Source organism: Streptomyces sp. NPDC045695, from assembly GCF_056432025.1.
Genome location: NZ_JBWKJU010000010.1, coordinates 271,028 through 288,814 on the forward strand (window position 1 = coordinate 271,028; position 17,787 = coordinate 288,814).

At 74.4% G+C, this 17,787-nt stretch carries 12 protein-coding genes and 1 pseudogene; 7 read left to right on the plus strand and 6 right to left on the minus strand.

Annotated elements, in window-relative coordinates; genetic code table 11:
- Nucleotides 1-1,746, minus strand: a complete 1,746-nt coding sequence (gene treZ, locus AC07DU_RS19955) for a malto-oligosyltrehalose trehalohydrolase (RefSeq protein WP_479112659.1) — start codon at nt 1,744-1,746, stop codon at nt 1-3.
- A 110-nt stretch (nt 1,747-1,856) separates the two neighbouring features.
- On the opposite strand from treZ, the gene AC07DU_RS19960 reads away from it, so the two are divergent.
- Nucleotides 1,857-2,420 carry a DUF1707 and FHA domain-containing protein gene (locus tag AC07DU_RS19960; protein WP_360896162.1) on the plus strand — a complete coding sequence of 188 codons (564 nt, stop codon included), beginning with the start codon at nt 1,857-1,859 and terminating at the stop codon, nt 2,418-2,420.
- Between the two features lie 55 nt (nt 2,421-2,475).
- Nucleotides 2,476-2,949 (plus strand): N-acetyltransferase family protein, encoded by a 474-nt coding sequence (locus tag AC07DU_RS19965; protein ID WP_479112661.1) that lies wholly within the window; start codon nt 2,476-2,478, stop codon nt 2,947-2,949.
- Here the strand turns inward: AC07DU_RS19965 and AC07DU_RS19970 are convergent.
- Nucleotides 2,916-3,887 (minus strand): MerR family transcriptional regulator, encoded by a 972-nt coding sequence (locus AC07DU_RS19970; RefSeq protein WP_479112663.1) that lies wholly within the window; start codon nt 3,885-3,887, stop codon nt 2,916-2,918. The genes AC07DU_RS19965 and AC07DU_RS19970 overlap by 34 nt on opposite strands.
- A 164-nt stretch (nt 3,888-4,051) precedes the next feature.
- On the opposite strand from AC07DU_RS19970, the gene AC07DU_RS19975 reads away from it, so the two are divergent.
- Nucleotides 4,052-5,761 carry a carboxylesterase/lipase family protein gene (locus AC07DU_RS19975; protein ID WP_479112665.1) on the plus strand — a complete coding sequence of 570 codons (1,710 nt, stop codon included), beginning with the start codon at nt 4,052-4,054 and terminating at the stop codon, nt 5,759-5,761.
- A 15-nt stretch (nt 5,762-5,776) separates the two neighbouring features.
- Here AC07DU_RS19975 and AC07DU_RS19980 read toward each other — a convergent pair whose 3' ends face one another.
- The gene (locus AC07DU_RS19980; protein ID WP_479112667.1) at nt 5,777-7,051 is read right to left on the minus strand and encodes a M14 family zinc carboxypeptidase; all 1,275 of its coding nucleotides are present in this window, start codon (nt 7,049-7,051) and stop codon (nt 5,777-5,779) included.
- Between the two features lie 140 nt (nt 7,052-7,191).
- Nucleotides 7,192-9,453 (minus strand): malto-oligosyltrehalose synthase, encoded by a 2,262-nt coding sequence (treY, locus tag AC07DU_RS19985; RefSeq protein ID WP_479112669.1) that lies wholly within the window; start codon nt 9,451-9,453, stop codon nt 7,192-7,194.
- Between the two features lie 82 nt (nt 9,454-9,535).
- On the opposite strand from treY, the gene AC07DU_RS19990 reads away from it, so the two are divergent.
- Complete coding sequence (locus AC07DU_RS19990; protein WP_479112671.1) at nt 9,536-10,831, plus strand: MFS transporter; 1,296 nt, start codon at nt 9,536-9,538, stop codon at nt 10,829-10,831.
- On the opposite strand, the gene glgX is transcribed toward AC07DU_RS19990, so the two are convergent.
- The gene (gene glgX / locus AC07DU_RS19995; RefSeq protein WP_360896141.1) at nt 10,816-12,930 is read right to left on the minus strand and encodes a glycogen debranching protein GlgX; all 2,115 of its coding nucleotides are present in this window, start codon (nt 12,928-12,930) and stop codon (nt 10,816-10,818) included. The two genes, AC07DU_RS19990 and glgX, sit on opposite strands and share 16 nt — an antisense overlap.
- Nucleotides 12,931-13,213: 283 nt before the next feature.
- Here glgX and AC07DU_RS20000 point away from each other — a divergent pair, with 283 nt between their 5' ends.
- Together AC07DU_RS20000 and AC07DU_RS20005 are read left to right on the plus strand one after the other, a co-directional pair.
- Nucleotides 13,214-14,503 (plus strand): SAV2148 family HEPN domain-containing protein, encoded by a 1,290-nt coding sequence (locus AC07DU_RS20000; protein ID WP_360896138.1) that lies wholly within the window; start codon nt 13,214-13,216, stop codon nt 14,501-14,503.
- Nucleotides 14,504-14,582: 79 nt separating this feature from the next.
- Complete coding sequence (locus tag AC07DU_RS20005; RefSeq protein WP_360896135.1) at nt 14,583-15,308, plus strand: 3'-5' exonuclease; 726 nt, start codon at nt 14,583-14,585, stop codon at nt 15,306-15,308.
- Between the two features lie 223 nt (nt 15,309-15,531).
- On the opposite strand, the gene AC07DU_RS20010 is transcribed toward AC07DU_RS20005, so the two are convergent.
- On the minus strand, nt 15,532-16,386 hold the full coding sequence (locus AC07DU_RS20010; protein ID WP_479112673.1) for a phosphotransferase: 855 nt from the start codon (nt 16,384-16,386) through the stop codon (nt 15,532-15,534).
- A gap of 28 nt (nt 16,387-16,414) precedes the next feature.
- On the opposite strand from AC07DU_RS20010, the pseudogene mgt reads away from it, so the two are divergent.
- Nucleotides 16,415-17,697 (plus strand): annotated as a pseudogene (gene mgt, locus AC07DU_RS20015) (macrolide-inactivating glycosyltransferase).
- Nucleotides 17,698-17,787: the final 90 nt, after the last annotated feature.

The following is a 17,787-nucleotide window of genomic DNA, read 5'->3' on the forward strand; positions in this document are numbered from 1 at the left end:
TCACGGGCCCAGGACCACCGCCGACTCACCCGGTACCCGGATCCGTCCGTCCTGGGCCGGGGGGTCGAACGGCTCCCAACGGGCCAGTACCCGTACGCCGTTGCGGCCCAGTGGGATCGTCACCGGCTCCGGGGAGAGGTTCACGCACACCCGTACGTCGCCCCGACGGAAGGTGAGCCAGCGCCGCTCCTCGTCGTGGACGACCCGGACCGCCGCCAGGTCCGGGTCGCGCAGGTCGGGGTGGCTGCGACGCAGCGCGATCAGGGTGCGGTACCAGTCCAAAAGCCGTGCGTGCGGCGCCCGTTCGGGCTCCGACCAGTCCAGGCAGGAGCGGTCCCGGGTGGCCGGGTCCTGCGGGTCCGGGATCTCCACGGCCTTCCACCCGTGCGCCGCGAACTCCCGGCGCCGGCCGCTGCGCACCGCCTCGGCGAGCTCCGGGTCCGGGTGGTCGGTGAAGTACTGCCAGGGGGTGCCGGCGCCCCACTCCTCGCCCATGAACAGCATCGGCACGAACGGCCCGGTCAGCGCCACGGTCGCGGCGCAGGCCAGGAGGCCGGGGGAGAGCGAGGCGGAGAGCCGGTCGCCGAGGGCCCGGTTGCCGATCTGGTCGTGGGTCTGGGTGTAGCCCACGAAGCGGTGGGCCGGGGTCCGACGGCGGTCCACCGGGCGGCCGTGGCTGCGGCCGCGGAAGGAGGACCAGGTCCCGTCGTGGAAGAAGGCCCGCGTCATGGTCTTGGCGAGGGCGGCGAACGGGGCGGCGGCGAAGTCGGCGTAGTACCCATGGGACTCGCCCGTCAGCGCGCAGTGCAGGGCGTGGTGGAAGTCGTCGTTCCACTGGGCGTGCAGGCCCAGGCCGCCGGCCGCGCGGGGGGTGGTGGTGCGCGGGTCGCACCGGTCGGACTCGGCGATCAGGAACAGCGGCCGGCCGGTGTCCGCCGCCAGCTCGTCGACGGCCGCGGCCAGCTCCTCCAGGAAGGGCAGCGCCCGGTCGTCGGCCAGGGCGTGCACGGCGTCCAGCCGCAGCCCGTCGATCCCGTAGTCGCGCAGCCAGGCCAGCGCGCTGCCCAGGAGGTACGCGCGCACCTCGTCGGAGCCGGCCGCGTCCAGGTTCACCGCAGCCCCCCAGGGGGTGTGGTGGGTGTCGGTGAAGTACGGCCCGAAGGCGGGCAGGTGGTTGCCGGACGGGCCGAGGTGGTTGTGGACCACGTCGAGCACCACGCCCAGTCCGGCGCCGTGCGCGGCGTCCACGAAGCGGGCCAGACCGGCCGGGCCGCCGTACGGCTCGTGCACCGCCCAGGGCGCCACCCCGTCGTAGCCCCAGCCGTGCCGGCCGGGGAAGGGGCAGACGGGCATCAGCTCCACGTGCGTGACGCCGAGGGAGGCGAGGTGCCCGAGGCGGGCGGCCGCGGCGTCGAAGGTGCCCTCGGGGGTGTAGGTGCCGATGTGGAGCTCGTACAGGACGGCGTCCTGGAGCGTGGTGCGCGGCGGTGTGCGCCGCGGGGCGAGCGCCTCGAAGTCGACCACCGCCGACAGGCCGTCGGGCCCGTCCGGCAGCCGCCGGCCGCGGGGGTCGGGCCGCGGGTCCGGGTCGCCGTCCAGCAGGAACCCGTAGCGGCTTCCGTCGGCGGCCGGGGCCTGCGCGGTCCACCAGCCGTCCCGGTCCGGATCGCGCGCCATCTCGTAGGTGGCGTCGTCGAGTCGCACGGCGACCCGACCGGTCAGCGGTGCCCACACCTCGAACTGCACGGACGGTCCCCTCGTCTGCGGCGGTGTCCAGCATGCGTATCGTGCCCATCATTCCGGGCGCGGCGGGGGAGTTCTGGACACTCCGGCCCCGACGGGCCGACAATCACCCTGTGACGTCGAGTTTCGAGATTCCCGCCTTCCCCGCGCCGCGGCTGTCCGACGCCGAGCGCGACCGGGCGCTGGGCCAGCTCAGGGAAGGGGCCGCCCTCGGCAAGCTGTCCCACGACACCTTCTTGCGCCGCATGGAACTCGCCCTGGTCGCCCGCCGCTCTGAGGACCTCGCCGTCCTCACGGCCGACCTCCAGGCCAGGCAGGGCGCCGAAAGCCCGTGGACCCGGCGGCTGTTCGGCTGGGTCGGCCGGGCCTCGGCGGTGTCCGTCGGCGTCCGGCAGGCCTGGGCCGCCGAGAAACTGCCCAAGCTGCTGCTCCCGCACCCGAGCTCGGGAGCCCTGCGGATCGGGCGCGACCCCGGCAACGGGCTGCGGCTCAGCCACGAGACCGTCTCCCGGGCGCACGCCGAACTCAGCCTGCGGGACGGGGTGTGGGTGCTCAGGGACCTCGGCTCGACCAACGGGACCGCCGTCAACGGGCGCCGGGTGACGGGCTCCGCGGTGGTCCGGGACGGGGACCAGATCAGCTTCGGGAAGATGACCTTCCGGCTGTCCGCGGGATAGGTCCCGGCGGGACCCGCCGACTGGCCGCCGGGAGGCACGGCGCAGGATGGAGGCCATGGAACACGCCTGCGTCATCCGCCGTGCACGGGTCGGGGACCTGCCCCGCCTGGTCGAGCTCATGCACGAGCACATCGCGTACGAGAAGTCGGCGCCGCGCCCGCCGGACCTCGCCGGCCGGCTCGGCCCCCAGCTCTTCGCCGAGGAGGCGCGGCTGTGGGTGCTGCTCGCCGCGACCCCGGACGGCGTGGTCGCCGGATACGCCTCCTGCTCCGCCGAGTTCTCCTTCTGGGACGCCCGGCACTACCTCCACATGGACTGCCTCTACCTGGCGCAGGACGCCCGCGGCCTCGGCCTCGGCGCCGCCCTGATGGACGGCGTGACCGGCCTGGCCCGCGAGCTCGGCATGGACCAGGTCCAGTGGCAGACCCCCGACTGGAACGAGGGCGCGATCCGCTTCTACGACCGGCTCGGCGCCACCGCCCACCCCAAGCGCCGCTACGCCCTGCCCGTGACCCCCGCGGGGTCCTGAGCGCGGCCCCCGGAGCCGCCCCGGCCGTTCGCTGTGGCGATCGAGAGCGACAGCCCGTCGGTGAGCCATCGATGCGCCACCGTCATGTTCAGCACCCGCCCGGCCGTAGCGGCGGCGACCAGGCCCCAATACCGCTGCAGGCGGGGGTCGAAGCCGGACGACCGGGACACCACCCCGTGCAGGTGTGCGCGGAAGGCGGGGGTGTCCGACTCCCGCCGGGCGCGCGCGTGGGCGGACACGAACGCGTCCACCGCGTCCCCGGCGCAGGGCGGCAGGCCCCGGGCCACAGCGGCGGCCGTCAGGGCGGCGGCTTCGTCGATCTCCGCGTAGAAGGCCGGGCCCTGCCTCATCTCCTCGTCGTGGTCCTGGGTCCAGCGGGTGAAACCGGGCGTGGCGATGAGCAGGTGCAGCTCGGCGTAGGCCAGCGCCGTGGCGGGGACGGGGTCCTGCGGCGGGGCGGGGGCCAGCATGGCGACCATGATGTCGAGCCGGCGCTCGGGCAGGGCCGCGGACAGCTCGCGGTACCAGTGGTCGGTGAGCGTGCGGTGCGCCTCGGGGAGCCGCTGCACGCGGGAGAGCGTCTCCAGGCGCCGGAGCCGTTCCTCGCCCGGGCAGTCGTCCAGTGACCTGAGCGTGGCCTCGCGCCACCGCAGTTCGGTGAGTCGTTCCTGCACCGCTTCGAGCTCGGTCGACACCAGCTCGCCGAGCGTGCGCTCACCCGTGACCACCTGCGTGATGGTCGCGATCGGGGTGTCCAGCGCCCGCAGGCGTCTGATGAGCCGGATCCGCTCCCACGCCTCGGGGCCGTAGCGGCGGTGACCGCCGGTGCTGCGGGAGGCCACGGGCAGCAGACCGCTGTCCGAGTAGTAGCGGAGCGTCTTGACGGGCACGCCCGTGCCGGCCGCGAGTTCACCGATGCTCCACGTGTCGTGCGTCACAGTCCCTTGAACCTCCAGTGCGGGGGAGGTCCTAGCGTAGGGATCACTGACGGGTCGGTCCGGACCGTTCTCGCAGCTCAGATCTCGTTCCGGCCCGACCGGACCGTGCGGCCGCGCACCGCCGCGTCCCGCGCCCTCCCCGACCCCCGAGAACGGTGGTGGACATGCCCCCGACCCTGACCCAGACCCCGACAGCACCCGCGCCGCTTCCCTCCGCGAAAGCCGGACTCCGCATGGCGCTCCTGACCTTGCTGTGCGCGGTGGCCCTGCTCTCGGCCACCGCCGTACCCGCGGCGGGCGCGGGCCCCGGAACCCCTGACTCCGAGAGACAGGGCGGTACGGTCGTACGGACCGACCGGGGCCTGGTGCGCGGCCTGTCCCACGACGCGTACACCACCTTCGACGGCATTCCCTACGCCGCGCCGCCGACCGGACCGCTGCGCTGGCGTGCCCCCGTGCCCGCCGCCGCGTGGCAGGGCGTCCGGGACGCCACGAGGCCGGCCCAACGCTGTGTGCAGATGCCGGCCCCCGGCGCGGGCGCGGTCACCGGCTCGGAGGACTGCCTCTACCTCAACGTCACGGTGCCGACGGCGAAGCCGGGCGCGAAGAAGCGGCCCGTGCTGGTGTGGCTGCACGGCGGTGCGTTCCTGGGCGGTTCCGGCAGTGACTACAGCGCCGAACGGCTGGCCGTCCAGGGCGACGCCGTCGTCGTCACCGTCAACTACCGGCTGGGCGTCTTCGGCTACTTCGGCCACTCCGCGTTGGGCGCCGCCCCGCCGTCCGGCCTGGCGGACCAGCAGGCCGCCCTGCGCTGGGTGCGGGGGAACGCCGCGCGTTTCGGCGGCGATCCGGGCAGCGTCACGCTGTTCGGTGAGTCCGCGGGCGCCCTCAGCATCTGTGCACACCTCACCTCGCCGACGGCCGCCGGACTCTTCCAGCGGGCCGTCCTCCAGAGCGGTTCCTGCCTCACGTCCTTCCCGCGCGGGGCGCTCGGTCCCGGAACACCGGCGTACGAGCCGTTCGCCGCACAGGCCGATGTCCAGACGGCCGGTGCGCAGGCCGCCCGGCAGCTGGGCTGCACGGAGGGCGACGGGGACGAGGTGCTGGCGTGCCTGCGCGGGCAGAGCACGGACCGTCTCGCCACCCCGCAGCTGATGCAGTCCTTCAACCGGCCCGCCTTCGGCAACGGGCTGCTGCCCGAGGCGCCCGGCCGGGCGCTGGCGTCAGGACGCTTCCACCGCGTACCGGTCGTCCTGGGCACCAACCACGACGAGATGCGGATGTTCGTCGGCCTGTCGCTCGCGGCGTTCCCGATCAGCACCGAGGGCGACTACCGCGCCCGTCTGGCGGAGGCCTTCGGGTCTGCGGCCCCGGCCGTCGAGGCGCGGTATCCGGCAGCGCGGCATCCTTCCCCCGCGCTGGCCTGGGCGGCGGCGCTGACCGACCGGTCCTTCGTGTGCACCACGCTGGCCGCCGGCCGGGCCCTCGCGGCGCACGCCCCCGGCCTGCCCCTGTACGGCTATGAGTTCAACGGCCCGGACGCCCCCGTCCTCGCCGGCCTGCCGGCGAACCCGGGCTTCCCCTACGGTGCGGCGCACGGCTTCGAGATGCCGTTCCTGTTCACCTCCGTCCCCACCGAGCAGCCGCTGAACGACGGGCAGCGCGCCCTCTCGGACCGGATGGTCGGCTACTGGACGCACTTCGCCCGCACCGGCGACCCGAACAGCGCCGACGCCCCGCTCTGGCCCGGCCTCCGCGCGGCGTCGCCCCACGCGCCGCCGGTGCAGTCGCTGGCTCCGGGACCGGGCGGGATCCAGCCCGTCGACGCGTACTCCGCACACGCGTGCGCGTTCTGGGACGGCCTCTCCCCGTGAGCCACGCCACGCCCCCTACCCTCCGGCCGCCACGAGCCGTTCGTAGGCCGCCAGGACGGTCCGGGCCTGGTGTTCGACCTGGGTGGCCACCGGGACCCAGCGGGCACCGAAGCGGGCCGCGAACTCCTCGCACCAGCCGGTGACCAGCCGGTCCAGCCCGGGCGCCGCCGGATGCCCCTGGGCGCGCAGCACCCGGAGCAGCATCGCGGCGGCGCGCAGCGACATCCGCCGCCCGAAGGCGTCGATGCTGGCGATGTACGCGGCCGTGGCGTCCGCCGGGGCCCCGTCGCCGGTCCACTCGACGGTGATCCGGGGGATCAGGCCGAGCGTCCAGTCCACCGCGCGCAGCAGCGGGCCCGCGGCCGGGTCCTCGTACGGCAGCGAACCGGACCGAATCCGTTCCCGCACGGCGGCGACGAGCGCGGCGTCCGCCGTGAGCCGCCCGGCCATCATCCGCAGGGCCCTGCGCGGATCGGGGTGCGGGGCCGGATCGTCCACCAGGTCGGAGGCCCACATGGGGACTTCGACGACGGCGGTGGTGCCCGCGTACCGGTGCGCGTGGTACCAGGTGCTGAGCCGGGTGTCCTCGGGGTGGAAGGCCCCGGCGGCCTCGCTCCCCGGCTGCGGGATCACGAAGATCCCCGGCCCTGGGGAGGGCCAGCCGGCGGCGTCGGAGGCGCCGTTCTCCACCGGGATGCCCAGCTCCGCGGCCGATTTGGCGAACGGCTCGGCGAGGCCCGGTATGTCACGGGTGAGCTGGACCCAGGAGCCGCCGAGATCGGTGGCGTGCAAGGAGACCTGGAGGACGGGCCGCAGCTCGTCGATGAGCGCGGTCAGGGCCAGGGTCTCGGGCGGCAGCCGGTCCGGGGGCAGTAAAGACGGCGCCCACTCGGGCTGTTCGGGGCCGGGCGGCCGGAAGAAGTTCCGGTGGTAGTCCAGGAGCGAGTACGGGCGGGGCGTACGGTGCAGGTCCGCGCCGTCCGGGTCGGCGCAGAGCAGGAAGTGCCAGCCGCAGCCCGCCCGCGGCGCCGGGTCGCCCAGGACGCGCCGGGCGAGCGAGAGCGCGGTGGCGCCGCCCACGGGCTCGTTGGCGTGTGCCCCGGCGACGACGAGGACGTTGCGGGTGCCCGCGCCCACGGGGGCGACGGAGAGCACCCACAGCGGCTGCCCGGCCCGGGAGGTGCCGGCCTGGCGCAGCCGCGCCGCGCCGGGGTGTTCGTCCGCCAGCGCACGGGCCGACAGCCCGAGCTCCTGCGGTGTGGGGTAGCGCATGTCACGGAGGAGAGTCACAAGGGATGCCATGCCCGCCGGGCCGGGCCCCTACTGCTGTGCGCGCCCCGCAGTTCACCGAATCTCGGGAGGAAATCCCTGGCCAAGGCCTCGGCCGGCTGGGGCGCCCCCGCGGGGGCGCCGCAGCCGTGGGCCCCCGGCTACTCCTCGCGCAGGAGGACCGCCACGGGCCGGGCGGCCAGCAGTTCGGACAGCAGGGTCCGGCCTTCGTAGGACCGGTGCGGGGGCCCGTCCTCCGGCGGGATCCACCGGCCCGGCGGCAGCGGCAGGACGGTGTCGCGCCAGCCGCCCGCACCGGCCAGCCGGTGCGAGAGCCGGGTGGCCGCCACCAGCAGGCCGGGAGCCCGGGTGAAGGCCACCAGGTGATCGGCGGCCGGGCCCCTGGCCCGGACGGGGGTGTAGCCCCGGAAGAGCTCCGGCCGGTCGCGGCGCAGCCGCAGCAGGCCGGCCGTGAGGGCCAGCTTCTCCTCGGCCGGGCCGTCGGGGGCGGCCCCCGCGTCCAGCCGGGCCAGCTCCCGGCGCGGGAAGTGGGCCGGACGCCGGTTGTCGGGGTCGACCAGGGCCCGGTGCTCCGTCTCGGCGCCCTGGTAGACCTCCGGGACGCCCGGCATCGCCAGGTGCAGGACGGTCATGCCGAGCAGGTTGGCCCGGGCGGCCCGCGCCAGCTCCGGCGGCAGGTCCAGGGGGGCCCGTGCGTACGCCGGGACGCCCGCCTCGTAGTCCTCGTTCCGGTCGGTCCAGCTGGTGCGCAGGGCGGCCTCGCGGACCGACTTGAGCAGGGCCTGCGTCAGCCGGGGCACGACGTCGGGGACCGGGCCGAGCCCCAGCGCGGTCTGCCGGGCCACCCAGGCCAGGTGGGGGTCCGGGCCGGCGGGGGCGTCCATCAGCTCCGGCGCCTGCGACAGCGCCGCGATCCGCGCCCGGACGTCCGCGCTGCGCTTGGTGTCGTGCGTGGACAGCACCGTGCCCGCCGCGGGCCAGTCCCGCTCCAGGGCGGCGCAGTACGCGTGGAACTCCGCGGCGGACACCGCCGGCTGCCCCGGCGCCCCGCCGACCTCGGTGGCCGACAGCAGGGGCGCGTACCGGTAGAAGGCCCGGTCCTCCAGGGACTTGGCGCGCAGGGCGGCCGAGGTCTGGGCGAAGCGGGCCGCGAAGGCCGGATCGCGCAGCAGCAGCTCCCGTACGCTGGCCACCGCGTCCGGACCGGCCAGCGCGGCGGCCTGCTCCAGGGCCTGCGGGTCCGGCTCCGGCTCGCCGGGATACGGCCGGTAGACGGGGTAGGCGATCAGCAACTCCTGGACCGCATGGGCCAGTTCCGGACCGGCCAGGCGTTCCAGCGTCCGCAGTTCGGCGGCGAGGTCGCCGGTGAGCACCTCCCGCGCACAGGCCCGGGCGGTCTGCGCCCACGGCGGGAGGCCGGTGGACTTCGCGTACCGGTCGGCCAGGTCGGCGGCGCCCGCCGGATCGGTGAAGACCCCGTCCACCCGGTGGAGCGCGTCGTATCCGGTGGTGCCCGCCACCGGCCATGTGGAAGGCAGCCGTTCGTGGCGGGCGAGAATCTTCTCGACCACCACCCAGCAGCCGTCTCCGGCCGCCGCCCGCAGGCGCCGCAGGTACTCCTCCGGGTCCGCGAGCCCGTCCACGTGGTCGATCCGCAGTCCCTGCGCGACCCCGTCCCGGACCAGCTCCAGCACCTTCGCGTGGGTGGCCGTGAACACCTCCGGGTCCTCCACCCGGACCCCGATCAGATCGGAAATGGTGAAGAAGCGGCGGTAGTTGAGGCCGATGCGGGCCTCGCGCCACCAGGCCGGCCGGTACCACTGGGCGGCGAGCAGTTCGGGCAGCGCCATCCCCGCGGTCCCTTCGCGCAGGGGGAACTCCTGCTCGCCGTAGCGCAGCACCTCGCCGTCGGCCCGCAGCTCGCAGGACTCCACCGGTCCGGCGAGCACGGGCAGCAGCACCTGCCCGCCGCCGGCCTCCCAGTCGATGTCGAACCAGCGGGCGTACGGCGAGCCGGGCCCGTCCCGGAGCACCTCCCACAGCGGCCGGTTCAGGCGCAGCGGCGTCGGCACCGCCATGTGGTTGGGCACGATGTCGAGGACCAGGCCGAGCCCGTGCGCCCGGGCGGCCGCGGCGAGGGACCGCAGCCCGGGCTCACCGCCGAGCTCGGCCCGGACGCGGGAGTGGTCGGTGACGTCGTACCCGTGGGCCGATCCGGGGACGGCCTCCAGGACGGGGGAGAGGTGCACGTGCGACACGCCGAGGGAGGCGAGGTGCGGTACGGCCGCCTCGGCCGCCGCGAAGGGGAACTCCGGACGCAGCTGGAGGCGGTAGGTCGACGCGGGGGTGACAGATGCCGGAAGGTCAGATTCCGATTCGGTGGTCGAGTGCGGCTGGCTCATGAGAACGTACGTACCCAGCCTGCCGGATTCCGTGCCATTACCCCATGCATCCGGGTGACTGCACCCGGTTATCGTCGATCAAGTGGCTGGAACCGTCTACACCTATCGAAGAGTCATCGCCCTGACCGGGCCCCTCCTCCCCCTCGTCTCCTTCCTCGCCCGACTGCCCGTCGCGATGTCACAGTTCGGCAGTTTCCTGCTGGTCGCCCGGACCAGCGGCTCCCTCGCCACCGCCGGTGTGGTCGCGGGCGCCCTCTCCCTGGGCCAAGTCCTCTGCGGACCGGTCCTCGGCTGGCTCGCCGACCGGAACGGGCAGCGGTCCGTGGTCCTGGCCGCGGCCGCCGTCAACGCCGTCGCCACCGCCGCTCTGGTCGCCGGGGCGCTCGGCCACCTGGCCACCGTCCCGCTCGCCGCGATCGGCGCCCTCACCGGAGCCTCCGTACCGCTGATCGGGCCGCTCGCCCGCACCCGCTCCGTGGCCCTGGCCCGCCGCGCCGGGTCCGACGAGAGCGTCGTGGGCGCCGTCCACGCACTCGAAGGCACCCTGGACGAGGTCTCGTTCGTCTTCGGGCCCGCCCTCGTGGGGCTCGCCGCGCTCTTCGCGCACCCTGCCGTCGCCCTCGCCGGCGCGGCCGGACTCGTCGCCGTCTTCGGCACCGTCTACGCGCTGCACCCGACCGCCGCCGTCACGGCCGGGTCGCCCGCGCCGCCCCGGGGCCCGGGGCGCCGGGCCCGGCCCCCGGGCGTCGTCCACGCCGTACGCGGCTCGCTCGCCCTCCAGGGCGCCATGTTCGGAGCCTGCCAGGCCGGCATCACCGCGCTCACCGTCCGGCTGGGCGTGCCCGACCAGGCCGCCGTCGTCTACTCCGCGATGGGCGTCGTCAGCGCGGTCGTCGGCCTCGGCCTCGGCGCGCTGCCCGCCCGCTTCGGCCTGCGGCTGCGCTGGCGGGTGGCGACCGGCGCGGCCCTGGTGCTCTCCGCGCCGCTGCTGGTCACCGACGGCCTGGGGCCGCTGTACGCCGTCGTCACCGTGCTGGGGGCCGCCTACGCCCCCCACCTGATCACCGCCTTCGCCCTCACCGAGCGCGCCGTGGAGCCGGCCCGCCTCTCCGCGTCGATGGCCTTCGCGGCCAGCTGCCTGGTGGCCGGGCAGGCCGTGGCGCTCGTCGTCTGCGGGCGCCTCGCCGAGGCGTACGGCCCGGCCGGGGCCTTCGCCGTGGCCGTGGGGGCGGCCGCGCTCTGTCTGACCCTCGCCCTGGTGACCAGGGTGCCCGCCGCCCGTACGCACACCGTCAAGGCCTCCCTCCCCGGCCCGGCCGCCGGCGGGGCCGCGGCGCCGGTGGCCGGGGAGAGCGGCGCCTCCTACGCCGGGCGCTGAAGCACCACCAGACACCGTCCCGTCAGCGCCACCCGGTCACCGGCCGCGTACTGCGGCCCCGTGCCGGGGGGCAGTACGTCCGCCCGGGCGGTGTCCACCACCAGCCGCCACTGCGCGCCGTGCCCGGCCGGGACGGTGAAGTCCTGAGGCTCCGCGCCGGCGTTGAACATCAGCAGGAACGAGTCGTCGGTGATCCGCTCCCCGCGCGTGCCGGGCTCGGAGATCGCCTCCCCGTTGAGGAACACGGTCAGGGCCCGCGCGTGCTGCGCCTGCCAGTCCCGCGCCCGCATCTCCTCGCCGTGCGGGGTGAACCAGGCGATGTCGGAGAGCTCGTCGTGCGTGCCCTCCACCGGGCGGCCGTGGAAGAACCGGCGCCGCCGGAACACCGGGTGGTCGCGGCGCAGCCACACCATCCGCCGGGTGAACTCCAGCAGGGACGGCGCCGGTTTGCCGGGCTCCGGCCAGCGCACCCACGACAGCTCGTTGTCCTGGCAGTACGCGTTGTTGTTGCCGCCCTGGGTGCGGCCGAACTCGTCGCCGTGACTGAGCATGGGCACCCCCTGCGACAGCATCAGGGTGGCCGTGAAGTTGCGCATCTGGCGCTCGCGCAGCTCCAGGATCTCCGGGTCCTCGGTCGGACCCTCCACCCCGCAGTTCCAGGAACGGTTGTGGCTCTCGCCGTCCCGGTTGCCCTCCCGGTTCGCCTCGTTGTGCTTCTCGTTGTACGAGACCAGGTCGTTCAGCGTGAAACCGTCGTGGCAGGTGGTGAAGTTGATCGACGCCAGCGGGCGCCGCCCGTCGTCCTGGTAGAGGTCCGAGGAGCCCGTCAGGCGCCCCGCGAACTCCGCGAGCGTGCGCGGCTGCCCGCGCCACAAGTCCCGTACGGTGTCGCGGTACTTGCCGTTCCACTCGGTCCACAGGGGCGGGAAGTTGCCCACCTGGTAGCCGCCCTCGCCCAGGTCCCAGGGCTCCGCGATCAGCTTCACCTGGCTGACCACCGGATCCTGCTGGACCAGGTCGAAGAACGAGGACAGCCGGTCCACCTCGTGGAACTGGCGGGCCAGCGTGGCCGCCAGGTCGAACCGGAAGCCGTCCACGTGCATCTCGGTGACCCAGTACCGCAGCGAGTCCATGATCAGCTGGAGCACGTGCGGGGAGCGCATCAGCAGCGAGTTCCCGGTGCCCGTGGTGTCCATGTAGTGCCGGGGGTCGTCCGCCAGCCGGTAGTACGAGGCGTTGTCCAGCCCGCGGAAGGACAGCGTGGGGCCGAGGTGGTTCCCCTCGGCGGTGTGGTTGTAGACCACGTCCAGGATCACCTCGATCCCGGCCTCGTGCAGGGCCCGCACCGCCGACTTGAACTCCAGCACCTGCTGGCCCCGGTCCCCGGAGGCGTAGCCGTTGTGCGGGGCGAAGAAGCCGATGGTGTTGTAGCCCCAGTAGTTGCTCAGCCCGTCGTTGACCAGGCGGTGGTCGTTGACGAACTGGTGCACCGGCATCAGCTCCAGCGCCGTCACGCCGAGCTTGACGAGGTGGCCGATGACCGCGGGGTGCGCGAGCGCCCCGTAGGTGCCGCGCAGCTCCTCGGGAAGGTCCGGATGGTTCATGGTCAGGCCCTTGACGTGGGCCTCGTACAGCACGGTGTGGTGGTATTCGTGGCGCGGCGGCCGGTCGTTGGCCCAGTCGAAGTACGGGTTCACCACGACCGAACTCATCGTGTGCGGGGCGGAGTCCAGGTCATTGCGCGAATCGGGGCGCCCGAAGTGGTAGCCGTACACCTGCTCGCCCCAGGCCACGCTGCCGCTGATGGCCCGGGCGTACGGGTCGAGCAGCAGCTTCGCCGCGTTGCAGCGCTGTCCGCGCTCGGGCTCGTAGGGCCCGTGGACACGGAAGCCGTAGCGCTGGCCCGGCATGATGCCGGGCAGGTACGCGTGGCGGACGAAGGCGTCCGTCTCGCGCAGCTCCACGGCCGACTCGGATCCGTCGTCGTGCAGGAGGCACAGCTCGATGCGTCGGGCGGCCTCCGAATAGACCGCGAAGTTGGTGCCGGCGCCGTCGTACGTGGCACCGAGCGGATACGCCTGTCCCGGCCAGACCTGCATAGACGATGACTCTTTCCTGGTTGTCGGATGGCCCGGCTGATCCGGCGTGGACCACGTCACTGGCAGATCTTCCCCGAAAGAGGGCTGCCAGTCGCGGACTTGGCAGGGGTCCTACCGGGTGACCCGCAGAGCCGATAGGCGGGTCAACGGACTGTCCGGGCATCCGATAATGGGTCAACGGGCAGTCGGCGTGCGGACCATCGGGCTGCAGCGGGCCGCACGCGCGGAGTACCCTTCCGTGATCACTGGAGACGGGCGTCCAGACGCAGGAGGCGGTGCACGGGTGAGCTCGGGAGGTCTGGAGCTGCCCCCTGGTGACAGCAGTCACGAGGGTGGCCCGGCGGACGCACCGGGGAGTGCCCCCGAGGGGGCACCGGTGGGGATCGCCGCCGGGGCGGTCTCCCTGGCGGGCGGTACGGCGGCGCCCGGCAGCGCGCGGGGTCCGGGATCCGCGGGCGCCGAGCTGGACTGGGGCGCGGAGGCCTGGGTCGAGGTCCGTACGCGGGCCCAGCGCGCGGGCCGTGCGTACATCTGGCTGAACTTGATCGAACAACGGCTGCGGTCGGTGGTCGGGGCGGTGCTGCGGCCCATCTACGAGCCGGTGCACGGCGGCGACGACTGGGTGGTCGCGGCCGCCGGGCCCGCCGGACAGGAATGGGTGCAGCGGGCGGTGGCCGTGCGCGAGGTCAGCCGGCGCAAGGGCTACCTGCTCGACACCGCCGACGACAACGTGCTGAGCTTCCTGACCCTGCCGCAGCTGCGGGAGCTGATGGTCCAGCACTGGCCGTGCTTCGAGCCGTACTTCGACGACCGGCGCGAGATCGAGCTGGCCCTGGACGAGCTGGAGGTCACGCGCAACGTCGTCTCCCGCAACCGGGCGCTGTCACGCCCGGTGCTGGAGCAGGCGGAGCGGGCCTCGGCGCGGCTGCTGGAGGTGCTGGACGCGGGCGCCGGCAGCCCCTCGGCGGACCGGCTGCCGATCGACGCCGTCGAGGACCTGGTGGGCGACCGGTACGCCGACGTCATCTCGGTCCACCCCGACCGGGTGCGGCTCCAGCGCCAGCTCCCGGCGGAGGACCTCTTCGGGGGCGCGCGGCGGCTCGACGCCATCGGCATCGGGCTCAACCTGCTGGTCCAGAACTTCTCGGGCCGAAGACTCGTCCGGCTCACGGAGGCCGGCTGCCGGGTGCGGCTGCTGTTCCTGAACCCGGCGAGCAGCGCGGTCAAGCGGCGCGAACGGGAGCTCGGGCTGCGCAAGGGCGAGCTGAGCCGCTCGGTCGAGATGAACATCCTGCACGTCCGCCGGGTCCGGGCGGGCCTGCGCGACCCCTCCCGGTTCGAGATCCACGTCTTCGACGAGACGCCCCGCTTCACCGCCTACCTGGTGGAGGGTGAGTCCTCGGGCATCGCCGTGGTCCAGTCGTACCTGCGGCGGGCGCGCGGCATGGAGTCCCCGGTCCTGGTGCTGCGAGGGGGCGGGCGCGGTGTGCCGAAGGACGCGGACCACGGGCTGTTCACGACGTACCGGGAGGAGTTCGAGTCGATGTGGGAGGACTCCCGCCCGGTGTCGTGAGGGGGCGTCGTCCGGCTTGTCAGTGCCCCGTGGCAGGCTGAAAGCCGTTGACGAGGTGGGTACGGGGGAGGGGCACGGGGTGGAGGACTGGCACGGCGGTGTGCTGATCGGGTTCGACCTGGAGACGACCGGCACGGAGCCGGGGGAGTCGCGGATCGTGACGGCGGCACTGGTCGAGGTGCGGGGCGCGGTGGTCGGCGAGCGGCGCGGCTGGCTCGCGGATCCGGGGATACCGATCCCGCGCGAGGCCTCGGCGATCCACGGGATCAGCACGGAGCGGGCGGTCGCCGAGGGCCGCCCGGTGCGCGAGGTCGCGGACGAGGTCGCGCGGGCGCTGGTCGGGCACTGGCGGCGCGGCGCGGTGGTCGTCGCGTACAACGCGGCCTTCGACCTGACCCTGCTCTCGGCGGAACTGGCCCGGCACGGGCTGCCGTCACTGGCCGACCGGCTGGGCGGGGCGCAGACCGGGCCCGTGGTGGACCCGCTGACCATCGACCGCGCCGTCGACCGCTACCGGCGGGGCAAGCGGACGCTGGAGGCGGTCTGCGGGGTGTACGGGGTCACCCTGGAGGACGCCCACGACGCGGGGGCCGACGCGCTGGCCGCGGTCCAAGTGGCCCGCGCGATAGCCGAGCGGCATCCGGAGGTGGCCGCGCTCACCCCGGCCGACCTGCACGCGCGGCAGGGCGCCTGGCACGCCCGCTGGGCCCGGGACTTCCAGTCGTACCTGCGCCGCCAGGGCACCCCGGACGCGGTGATCGACACGGCCTGGCCACTGCGGGGGCTGGTTCCGGCGGGTGCGTAGTCCTCTGGCCGGACGGGTTCACCAGCACGGGCCGCACCGGCCGTGCGGGCCGCACCCGCTGCACTGGCTGCACCGGCCGCATGGGCTGCACCGGCCGCACGGGCTGCACGGGCTGCGCCAGCCGCGCGGGAGGGTCGGGACGGTGCGGAACGGCCGTCTTATGGCCTGGCGGGCTGACGGCCTGAACGGCCTGACGGCCTGACGCCCGGGTGCGCGGGGCGCTTCAGAAGGTGTGCCAGCGGAGCTCGGACGCGCCGTCGCGCAACGAGCCCACGCGGCGGCGGAATTCGGCCAGCGCCTTCGGGTTGGTCGGGGCGTGCTGGGCGACCCAGGCGCAGCTCGCCGTCTCGCGGGCCCCGCGCAGCACCGCGCAGCCCTCCCAGTCGCGGACGTCCCATCCGTACGCCGCCGTGAACGCCGCGTACGACTCGGCGGGCAGCCCGTACCGGTCGCGGGCCAGTGCCATCACCACGAGGTCGTGCTCGCGCAGGTCGGCCGAGACGGTCTCCAGGTCGACCAGGACCGGGCCGTCCGGGCCGACATGGACGTTGCGCGGCAGCGCGTCGCCGTGGATCGGGCCCGGGGACAGCCGGGGAACCAGCCCGGCCATCGCGGCCGCGTGGGCGTCGCGGCGGGCCCGCAGGTAGGACGCGTCCGCCGGGTCGATCGCGTCGCCGGCCAGCCGCAGCCAGCGTTCGACGCCTCCCAGCAGATCCCGTGCGGCCAGTGGGAACGGTGGTGCGGGCAGGGCGTGGACCCGCCGCAGCAGCGCAGCGAGGTCCGCCGGTCCCGCGGGGCGCACGGCGTCCGGGAGCCGGTGCCACAGCGTCACCGGGTGCCCGGTGACCACCCGCGGTTGCGGCTCGGCCGCGCGGACCGCGGGGATGCCGGCCTGCTCCAGCCAGTGGGCGACGGCCAGTTCGCGCCCGGCCCGCGCCGTCAGGGCGGGGTCCGCGCGGCCCACCTTGACCACCAGCTCGCCGAGCGCGAAGACCGCGTTCTCGCCGAGGGCCAGCAGCGCGGCGCCGCCGCCGAGGCCGGCGGCCGCCAGTACGTCCCTGGCTCGCGCCTCGTCCATCTCGTACTCCGGATCCGGGTCGTCGTGAATGCGCCAAGTCTCCCATCCGGACGCCGGAGCCGATGGAAAACAATTGCACGAGACGTCTCGTCTCGTTATCGTCGGGGCATGACCTCAGCGAAGCCCGCACACATCGCCATGTTCTCCATCGCCGCCCACGGCCACGTGAACCCCAGCCTCGAAGTGATCCGGGAACTCGTCGCCCGGGGCCACCGCGTCAGCTACGCCATCCCCGCCGCCTTCGCCGAGAAGATCGCGCAGACCGGCGCCACACCCGTGATCTACACCTCCACCCTCCCCACCGACGACGACCCGCAGGCCTGGGGCACCGAGCTCATCGACCACCTGGAGCCCTTCCTGGACGACGCCGTCCAGGCCCTCCCGCAGCTCGCCGCCGCCTTCACGGGCGACGCACCGGATCTCGTCGTCCACGACATCACCTCCTACCCGGCGCCCGTGCTCGCCCACCGGTGGGGCGTGCCCGCCGTCTCCCTCTCGCCCAACCTCGTCGCCTGGGAGGGGTACGAGGAGGAGGTGGCCGCGCCGATGTTCGCCGAGCTGAAGGCGTCCGAGCGCGGACGGGCCTACTACGCCCGGTTCGGCGCGTGGCTGCGGGAGAACGGCCTCAGCGACCACGTCGACCGCTTCCAGAGCCGCCCGCGCCGCAGTCTCGTCCTGATCCCCCGTGTCCTGCAGCCCAACGCCGACCGCGTCGACTCCTCCGTCCACACCTTCGTCGGCGCCTGCCAGGGCGACCGTGCGGCGACCCAGGGGCGCTGGCAGCGCCCGGCGTCGGCCGACGGCAAGAAGGTCGTGCTGGTCTCCCTCGGCTCGACCTTCACCAAGCAGCCCGTCTTCTACCGCGCCTGCATCGACGCCTTCGCGGACCTGCCCGACTGGCATGTCGTCCTCCAAATCGGCACGTTCACCGACGAGGCCGACCTGGGCGAGATCCCCGCCAACGTCGAGGTCCACCGCTGGGTTCCCCAGCTGGACATCCTGCGCCAGGCCGACGCCTTCATCACGCACGCGGGCGCCGGCGGCAGCCAGGAAGGGCTCGCCACCGCCACCCCGATGGTCGCCGTCCCGCAGGCCGTCGACCAGTTCGCCAACGCCGACATGCTGGTATCCCTCGGCGTGGCCCGGCACCTCCCGATGGAGCGGGCGGACGCCGCGAGCCTCCGGGAGGCGGTCCTCGCCCTGGCCGCCGACCCCGCGGTCGCCGCCCGGGCCGAGGCGGTCCGCGCCCAGATGGCCACCGAGGGCGGCACGCGCCGGGCCGCGGACCTCCTCGAAGCCGAACTGTCCTAGCTTGATCTTTAACCTTCGGCGTCGAACGGTGCATCGAACTTGATCGCTCGGTTCGGTAACCGCAGTACGCGGAAGCGGCCTTCGTCTGGA

What these genes read in the sequence shown, in the direction of transcription:
- AC07DU_RS19975 (WP_479112665.1), top strand. Translation starts at nt 4,052, where the DNA reads ATGCCCCCGACCCTGACCCAGACCCCGACAGCACCCGCGCCGCTTCCC.
- glgX (WP_360896141.1), bottom strand. Translation starts at nt 12,930, where the DNA reads ATGCAGGTCTGGCCGGGACAGGCGTATCCGCTCGGTGCCACGTACGAC.
- treY (WP_479112669.1), bottom strand. Translation starts at nt 9,453, where the DNA reads ATGAGCCAGCCGCACTCGACCACCGAATCGGAATCTGACCTTCCGGCA.
- AC07DU_RS20010 (WP_479112673.1), bottom strand. Translation starts at nt 16,386, where the DNA reads ATGGACGAGGCGCGAGCCAGGGACGTACTGGCGGCCGCCGGCCTCGGC.
- AC07DU_RS19965 (WP_479112661.1), top strand. Translation starts at nt 2,476, where the DNA reads ATGGAACACGCCTGCGTCATCCGCCGTGCACGGGTCGGGGACCTGCCC.